The sequence below is a fragment of the Mycobacterium sp. genome (genome assembly GCF_049647605.1).
Classification (GTDB): Bacteria; Actinomycetota; Actinomycetes; order Mycobacteriales; family Mycobacteriaceae; genus Mycobacterium.
This window is the reverse complement of the sequence record NZ_JBARXZ010000153.1, coordinates 1-8,179: the sequence shown is the minus strand read 5'-3', so window position 1 is coordinate 8,179 and position 8,179 is coordinate 1. Positions and strand designations below refer to the sequence as shown.

7 protein-coding genes are annotated in these 8,179 nt (G+C 65.5%); 2 read left to right on the top strand and 5 right to left on the bottom strand.

All coding sequences use genetic code 11. From position 1 onward, the window contains the following. On the bottom strand, positions 1-721 hold a 721-nt coding region (locus WBB07_RS19605; protein WP_526310063.1), incomplete at its 3' end, for a coiled-coil domain-containing protein. 217 nt (positions 722-938) lie between these two features. Further along, positions 939-1,502 (bottom strand): Rv1476 family membrane protein, encoded by a 564-nt coding sequence (locus WBB07_RS19600; RefSeq protein WP_526310062.1) that lies wholly within the window; start codon positions 1,500-1,502, stop codon positions 939-941. 223 nt (positions 1,503-1,725) lie between these two features. Between WBB07_RS19600 and WBB07_RS19595 the strand changes: the two genes are divergently transcribed. Both WBB07_RS19595 and WBB07_RS19590 read left to right on the top strand, forming a co-directional pair. After that, positions 1,726-4,533, top strand: a complete 2,808-nt coding sequence (locus WBB07_RS19595; protein ID WP_526310061.1) for an aconitate hydratase — start codon at positions 1,726-1,728, stop codon at positions 4,531-4,533. 21 nt (positions 4,534-4,554) lie between these two features. Further along, positions 4,555-5,178 carry a TetR/AcrR family transcriptional regulator gene (locus WBB07_RS19590; RefSeq protein ID WP_526310060.1) on the top strand — a complete coding sequence of 208 codons (624 nt, stop codon included), beginning with the start codon at positions 4,555-4,557 and terminating at the stop codon, positions 5,176-5,178. A 37-nt stretch (positions 5,179-5,215) separates the two neighbouring features. Here the strand turns inward: WBB07_RS19590 and WBB07_RS19585 are convergent, their stop codons facing one another. The 3 genes from WBB07_RS19585 to WBB07_RS19575 form a co-directional block, all read right to left on the bottom strand. Next, positions 5,216-5,401, bottom strand: a complete 186-nt coding sequence (locus WBB07_RS19585; RefSeq protein ID WP_526310059.1) for a helix-turn-helix domain-containing protein — start codon at positions 5,399-5,401, stop codon at positions 5,216-5,218. Positions 5,402-5,522: 121 nt separating this feature from the next. Beyond that, entirely contained in the window at positions 5,523-7,151 is a 1,629-nt protein-coding gene (locus WBB07_RS19580) for an ABC-F family ATP-binding cassette domain-containing protein (RefSeq protein WP_526310058.1), read from the bottom strand. Positions 7,152-7,190: 39 nt separating this feature from the next. Next, complete coding sequence (locus WBB07_RS19575; protein WP_526310057.1) at positions 7,191-8,042, bottom strand: enoyl-CoA hydratase; 852 nt, start codon at positions 8,040-8,042, stop codon at positions 7,191-7,193. Between the last annotated feature and the right edge of the window lie 137 nt (positions 8,043-8,179).

The window sequence follows — 8,179 nt, the reverse complement described above, 5'->3', positions numbered from 1 at the left end:
CGGCCTGGGGGCGGGCCGCGGGAGCTCCGGATACCGGCGCCGGAACGGCCTGTACCTGCGCTTGCGCCTGGGCGAGCTTGGCCTGGGCGTCGTCGCGGGCCGCGCCCAGACGCTGGATCTCGTTCTGCTGGTCGGCGAACTTTTGTTGGGCGGCGCTCAACGCTGCGACCGCGTCGTCCTGGCTGGCCACTGCGGCACCCGCGGCGTCGTCGGCCTTTTGCTTGGCCTCGCGCGCCAGGGATTCCCGGTTGAGCTGTTCGGTGCGGGCCCGCTGCAGGTCGCCGATCACTTTCTGGGAGCTGAGCGCCAGGGTGTGCTCGGTGCTGGCGTTGGCGATGATCTCGCCGGGGTCGAGGGCGGTCAGGTAGGAGGCCGAGGGGCCGTTGATGTAACTGGCGACGGCGAAGTTGTCGTACTTCTTTTGGGCGGCGGCGATGGCCGCATCGGCGTCTTGCACTCCGGCCCGGCTGCGGTCCAGATCGGCTTGAGCCGAGACCGCGGCATCGCGGGCGGTCTGCACGTCGAGGATCGCCTTGTTGACGCCCTCCTGCTCGCTCTGCACCGCGGCGCCGAGATCCTGCAGTTGCTGATTGGCCTCGGCGACTTCGGCGATCAGCGCGGCCAGCCCACTGGGCGCCGGCGGTTCAGCGGTTGCCAATCCGGGGGTGCACAGCAGCAACGCCACCGTCAGCAGTGGAGATGCGCCGTAGCTGGATCTCATGCGACTCACGTCTCCTCATGGCTTCAACTCGACCCGATCACCCTGCAACAACACGGCCATCAGCAGTCACTGGAGGCACATCTACATCAATAGGTACCTCCAGCACCGTACGTCACAATTGTCTCCGAAGAAACTTTAGTGCTGAATTACAGGAATGTAATTACGGAGACCGTTATCAAATGGTGACAATGCGAATTGACACAAGACCGGTCCGAAGTCAGGAACCGCTGGTGGACAACGCTTCTGGCGGCGCAGCACGCTTGCTCTTCACCTGCAGAATGCGGGTCACGACGACCGCCAGGAATACCGCGATGGTGAGCACGATGGTCATCCCCGTCCAGGGGAAATCGGGCGTATTCAACTGGCTCACAAAATTCTGCGACGACTGCACCGGATTACCGGTTTTGGCCAAGTCTTCGCCGGCCTCCAGCGTCACCCTGTCGAACTCGGTGCTGTAGGTCCCGGCATACGACGGGCTGAGCACCAACACCGTCGATCCGGGATTGGCCTCCCCTACCTCGGTGGCGATATCACGAAGCGGGGTATCGATATGCGGGTTGCTGGCGATGACGACGATCTTGAGATCGATACCGTCCTGCTTGGCCTCGTCGATGACCGCGAGCAAGCCCGGCTGATCGGCCGGCGGAGCGCTGACCCCATCCTGGGCGATATCGGCCTGCACCTCGGCCATGTCAACATCCTCGGGAATGAACGCCGGCACCGGGTTCAGCAGCGGCCCCAGAGTAGGTATGACATGCAGACCCACGCCTGTACCCGACATCCACACCATCCCTACTCGGCCGAAACGTTCACCCGAACGGTACGCGACGGCCACCCAGGCAGGTGGCAGCACGCGCGCTCCGACGCAAGACTGGAATGCGCACGTTCGGCTGCCGCGGTGCGCAGTGGGCCGGTAACCATACAGGACAAGCGTACTGTTAGAGTTGGAACGTGATCGTCGGCAACAGCCCGCCGGCGAGGAAATCCATATGCCGGGAGTTGATGTGACCAGCAAGAATTCATTTGGAGCTCATGCCAAGCTCGAAGTCGGTGACAATTCATACGAGATCTACCGCCTCGACGCGGTGCCCGGCACCGAGAAACTGCCCTACAGCCTGAAGGTGCTCGCCGAGAACCTGTTGCGGACCGAAGACGGCGCCAACATCACCAAAGAACACATCGAGGCCATCGCCAACTGGGATCCCAACGCCGAACCGAGCATCGAGATCCAGTTCACCCCGGGCCGGGTGCTGATGCAGGACTTCACCGGTGTGCCGTGCATCGTCGACCTGGCCACCATGCGCGAAGCCGTCTCCGCGCTCGGCGGCAACCCGGAGAAGGTCAACCCGCTCTCCCCCGCCGAGATGGTCATCGACCACTCGGTGATCCTGGACGTGTTCGGCCGTGCCGACGCCTTCGAACGCAACGTAGCGCTGGAGTACGAGCGCAACGGCGAGCGTTACCAGTTCCTGCGCTGGGGTCAGGGCGCCTTCGACGACTTCAAGGTCGTCCCCCCGGGTACCGGCATCGTGCACCAGGTGAACATCGAATACCTGGCCCGCGTCGTGATGACCCGTAATGGCGTCGCCTACCCGGACACCTGTGTGGGCACCGACTCGCACACCACCATGGAGAACGGCCTGGGCGTCCTGGGCTGGGGCGTCGGCGGTATCGAGGCCGAAGCGGCCATGCTGGGCCAGCCGGTCTCCATGCTCATCCCCCGCGTCGTCGGCTTCAAGCTGACCGGCGAGATCAAGCCGGGCGTCACCGCCACCGACGTGGTGCTCACCGTCACCGACATGCTGCGCAAGCACGGTGTGGTCGGCAAGTTCGTCGAGTTCTACGGCAAGGGCGTGGCCGAGGTCCCCCTGGCCAACCGCGCAACCCTGGGCAACATGAGCCCCGAATTCGGTTCCACCGCAGCGATGTTCCCCATCGATGACGAGACCATCAACTACCTGCGCCTGACCGGACGCACCGACGAGCAGCTGGCGCTCGTCGAGGCCTACGCCAAGGAACAGGGCATGTGGCACAACCCGGACAAAGAGCCGGTGTTCTCCGAGTACCTCGAACTCGACCTGTCGACCGTGGTGCCGTCCATCTCCGGACCGAAGCGCCCGCAGGACCGGATCGAGCTCACCGACGCCAAGAACGCGTTCCGCAAGGACATCCACAACTACGTCGAGGAGAACCACCCGGCGCCGGAGACCAAACTCGACGAGGCACTCGACGAGTCCTTCCCGGCCAGCGATTCCGCGTCGCTGTCCTTCGCCGACGACGGCGCCATCGATGTTGTTCCCAGTGCGGCCAACGGCTGCGAAGGCCGGCCTACCAAGGCGGTCAGGGTGCACTCCGACGAGCGCGGCGACTTCGTGCTCGACCACGGTGCCGTGGTCGTCGCCGGAATCACCTCGTGCACCAATACGTCCAACCCGTCGGTGATGCTCGGTGCGGCCCTGCTGGCCAAGAAGGCCGTCGAAAAGGGCCTGACCACCAAGCCGTGGGTCAAGACCAACATGGCCCCCGGATCACAGGTTGTCACCGACTACTACAACAAGGCCGGCCTGTGGCCGTACCTGGAGAAGCTGGGTTACTTCCTGGGCGGCTACGGCTGCACCACCTGTATCGGCAACACCGGACCGCTGCCCGAGGAGATCTCGGCGGCCATCAACGACAACGATCTCTCGGTGACGGCGGTGCTCTCGGGTAACCGCAACTTCGAGGGCCGCATCTCCCCCGACGTCAAGATGAACTACCTGGCCTCGCCCCCACTGGTGATCGCCTACGGCCTCGCCGGCACCATGGACTTCGACTTCGAGTCCGACCCCCTGGGCCAGGACACCGAGGGCAATGATGTGTTCCTGAAGGACATCTGGCCGACGGCGGCCGAGATCGGTGAGACCATCGCCTCCTCGATCAACCGGGAGATGTTCACCGACTCCTACGCCGACGTGTTCAAGGGTGACGAGCGCTGGCGTTCGCTGCCCACCCCGGAGGGCAACACCTTCGACTGGGATGACAACTCGACCTACGTCCGCAAGGCGCCGTACTTCGACGGCATGCCGGCCGAGCCGCAGCCGGTCAACGACATCTCCGGCGCCAGAGTTCTTGCCCTGCTGGGCGATTCGGTGACCACCGACCACATCTCCCCGGCCGGCGCCATCAAGAAGGGCACCCCGGCGGCGCAGTACCTCGAAGAGCACGGCGTCGAGCCCAAGGACTTCAACTCGCTGGGTTCACGGCGCGGCAACCACGAGGTGATGATCCGCGGCACCTTCGCCAACATCCGGCTCAAGAACCAGCTGCTCGATGACGTCTCCGGCGGTTACACCCGCGACTTCACCCAGGCCGATGCGCCGCAGGCGTTCATCTACGACGCGTCGCAGAACTACCAGAAGGCGGGTATCCCGCTGGTGGTGCTGGGCGGCAAGGAGTACGGGTCCGGTTCCTCGCGCGACTGGGCGGCCAAGGGCACCAGCCTGCTCGGGGTGCGCGCGGTGATCGTCGAGTCCTTCGAGCGCATCCACCGCTCGAACCTGATCGGCATGGGCGTCATCCCGCTGCAGTTCCCCGCCGGTGAGTCGGCGGCCTCGCTGAAGCTCGACGGCACCGAGACGTTCGACATTGCCGGCATCACGGTCCTCAACGAGGGCAAGACGCCGAAGACGGTGAAGGTCACGGCCACCAAGGCAGACGGCTCGAAGGTGGAGTTCGACGCCGTGGTCCGGATCGACACCCCCGGTGAGGCGGACTACTACCGCAACGGCGGCATCCTGCAGTACGTGCTGCGCAACATGCTGAAGTCCAGCTAGCCGGCCGGCGGGTTCGCCGCAATGCCCAAAGTCAGCGAGGACCATCTGGCGGCACGCCGCCGCCAGATCCTCGACGGCGCCAGGCGATGTTTTGCCGAATTCGGCTACGACAAGGCGACGGTTCGCCGCCTCGAGCAGTCGATCGGCTTGTCCCGGGGGGCGATCTTCCACCACTTCCGCGACAAGGACTCACTGTTCTTCGAGCTGGCACGTGAAGACGCCGAGCGGATGGCCGACGTGGCCTCCCGGGAGGGCCTGATCCAGGTGATGCGGGACATGTTGGCCACGCCAGAGCAATTCGACTGGCTGGCAACACGTCTGGAGATCGCCCGGAAACTTCGGCACGACCCGGCATTCAATCGGGGCTGGGCGGAGCGGTCGGTGGAGCTGTCCACAGCAACCACCGACCGGCTCGTCCGCCAGAAACAGGCGGGCCGGGTCCGTGACGACGTGCCCAGTGACGTCCTACAGGTGTACCTGGACCTGGTGCTCGACGGGTTGGTGGCCCGACTGGCCTCAGGGGACGATCCGAAGCGTCTCGGCGCGGTACTCGACCTGGTGGAAGCGTCGGTTCGCCACAGCAGCTCAAATCCTGCTGTCGACCAAGAGAATTCGGATCCCGACGGTAACGGGGCAGCGAAGTAACGCACCGAGTGACCCCGGACCCAATCACCGGCTACCGCTACCGGGACCGGTGATTGGGTCCGCCTCGGCCGCGCATCGTGGTGCCCGATTCCAACAGCATGCTGTGGATCGAGCCGTACGATCGTCCGGTCGAAGCGGCGAGGGTGCGAATGCTCGCGCCGTTCTCGTAGGCGAATCGAAGCTCGCCGAGCAGTTTCTCGCGTGCCTGGTCCGGTTTCCTCATCGACGCCTCCCCGCGTTACCTCAGGCCCCGTCAGTTCCCCAGACTAGGAACGGGCGCGGACCGATGTGGGGAGAATCACCGAAATCGGTCCGGAAACCTCGTCGCCGCAAACCCCGAAGCGTCAAGCGAGTTCGATGAGTTCCCGGTACTCGTCCGACCAGAAGTCCTCGGTGCCGTCCGGGAGCAGGACCACCCGCTGCGGATTGAGCGCTTCGGCGGCACCCGGGTCGTGAGTGACCAGGACCACAGCGCCGTCGTAGCTCCGTAGCGCATCGAGAACCTGCGCACGCGAGGCGGGGTCGAGGTTGTTGGTCGGCTCGTCGAGCAGCAGCACGTTGGCCGTGGAAGCCACCAGCCCGGCCAGCGCCAGCCGGGTCTTCTCACCGCCGGACAGTGTGCCGGCCGGCTGGTCGAGCTGCGCGCCGGTGAACATGAATGCGCCCAGCAGCCCGCGCAGATCCTGCTCACCGGTATCGGGCGCGGCATGGCGGATGTTCTCCCACACGCTCGCCTGATCGTCGAGGGTGTCGTGTTCCTGGGCAAAGTAGCCGATCTTGAGGCCGTGGCCGGGCTCGAGCCCACCGGAGTCGGGGGTCTCCACCCCGGCCAGTAGCCGCAGCATCGTGGTCTTGCCCGCGCCGTTGAGGCCCAGGATGACCACTCGGGAGCCACGGTCGATCGCCAGGTCGACGCCGGTGAAAATCTCCAGCGAGCCGTAGTTCTTGCTCAGCCCCTTCACCACCAGTGGGGTGCGCCCACACGGTGCCGGCGTCGGGAACTTGATCTTGGCCACCTTGTCGGCCACCCGTTCGGCGTCCAGCTCTGCCATCATGCGCTCGGCACGCCGCAACATGTTCTGTGCTGCAACGGCTTTGGTTGCCTTGGCACCCATCTTCGCCGCCTGGGTACGCAGTGCCGACGCCTTCTTCTCGGCATTGGCCCGCTCACGTCGACGACGCTGTTCGTCGGTGGCGCGGGCGTCGAGGTACTTCTGCCAGCCCATGTTGTAGACATCGGCTTCGCCACGCACGGCGTCCAGGAACCACACCCGGTTCACCACGTCGGCCAGCAGGTCGACATCGTGGCTGATCACGATCAGGCCGCCGCTGTGGCCTTTCAGGAAGTCGCGCAACCACACGATCGAGTCGGCGTCGAGGTGGTTGGTGGGTTCGTCCAACAGCAGGGTGGTCGCCGCTCCGGAGCCGGCGTCACTGGCCGCGAACAGGATCCGGGCCAGCTCGACACGGCGCCGCTGACCGCCGGAAAGGGTGCGCAGCGGCTGGGTCAGCACCCGGTCCGGCAGCCCCAGGCTGGCGCAGATCCGGCCGGCTTCGCTCTCGGCCGCGTAGCCACCGAGGGCCGCGAACCGTTCTTCGAGGTGACCGTAGCGGCGCACCGCCTTGTCGCGGGCGTCGTCGTCGGCCACTTCGGCCATCAACATCTGCTGCTTTTCCAGATCGGTCATCAGCACGTCCAGACCGCGTGCCGACAGCACCCGGTCGCGTGCCAGCACGTCGAGGTCACCCTCTTTGGGGTCCTGGGGCAGGTAGCCGACGTCACCGGCGCGGGTGACGCTGCCGGCATAGGGTTCACCTTCGCCGGCGAGGATGCGCATGGTGGTGGTCTTGCCCGCCCCGTTGCGTCCTACCAGCCCGATGCGGTCACCGGGTTGAACTCGCAGCGCCGGCCCTTCGGCCGCCAGCAATGTCCGTGCGCCGGCGCGGACCTCTAGGTCCGTTGCGGTGATCAACGCCTCTGCTCCTCGTCACGGATCACCGCAGCTGCGGTGTCACGTCTTCTCGTCTGTGAAGACCGGGGGCCGCTGCTCGGCGCGCGCCGCCACCGCTTCTTCGAAGTTGGAGGTGAGCAGGCGTACATAGAGTTGGCCCAGGCCTTCTGCCTGCATGTGCCCCTCTAGGGTACCGGCGTCCAACCCGCTCCACAGCGTCCGCTTGGTCAACTCGATTCCCGGCCGGGAGAACGACGCGATGCGCTCGGCCATGGTGTAGCAGGTGTCGAGCAGTTCTTCGTCGGGAACCTGCCGGGATACCAGCCCGATTCGCTCGGCTTCGGCGGCGTCGATGTCACGGCCGGTGAGCATCAGCTCGAACGCCCGCGAGGTGCCGATCGCCCGGGGCAGCAGATAGGAAAGCCCCAGCTCACTGGCGGTCAGCCCGTTGTTGATGCCGGCTGCCCTGAAGTAGGCCCCGGCGGCCGCGACCCGGATGTCACACGCCAGCGCCAGGCACAGTCCACCACCGATGGCGGCGCCGTTGACCGCGGCGATCACCGGTTGGTGCAACCGCCGCAGCGCCATGATCACGTCGTCGAGCACCTGCATGGATCGCAGGGCAAAACCGGGCCTGGTCAGGCCGTCGATGTGTGGGACGCTGCCGGCGGATTTGTGGTCGGCGCCGGAGGAGAAGCCCCGTCCGGCGCCGGTGAGCACAACCGCGCGCACCGAATTGTCGTTGGTGACGTCATCGAGCACCTTTTTCAACGGCACCATCACGTCGAAGGCCATCGAGTTCATCCGTTCGGGCCGGTTCAGAGTGATCAACGCCACGTGTTTGCGCGGTCGTTCCACCAGAACAAACTCCGACGGCGACGGTTCGGACGGCAAGAAGGTGTCAGGGCTCACAGAGAGGCAGGCTAGCTGTACTGACCACGGACGTTAGGTACGGCGTGGCGTGGTGACATGAAGAAGACCTCCGAGTGGAGTGCGAGCTGTCTAGGAACGCTCACCGATCTCGGAGGTCTTCGTGTCCCACCGTAATG

Excerpts from the sequence above, each read along its gene's own strand:
- WBB07_RS19585 (WP_526310059.1), bottom strand. The coding sequence starts at position 5,401 with ATGAGGAAACCGGACCAGGCACGCGAGAAACTGCTCGGCGAGCTTCGA.
- WBB07_RS19600 (WP_526310062.1), bottom strand. The coding sequence starts at position 1,502 with ATGTCGGGTACAGGCGTGGGTCTGCATGTCATACCTACTCTGGGGCCG.
- WBB07_RS19590 (WP_526310060.1), top strand. The coding sequence starts at position 4,555 with ATGCCCAAAGTCAGCGAGGACCATCTGGCGGCACGCCGCCGCCAGATC.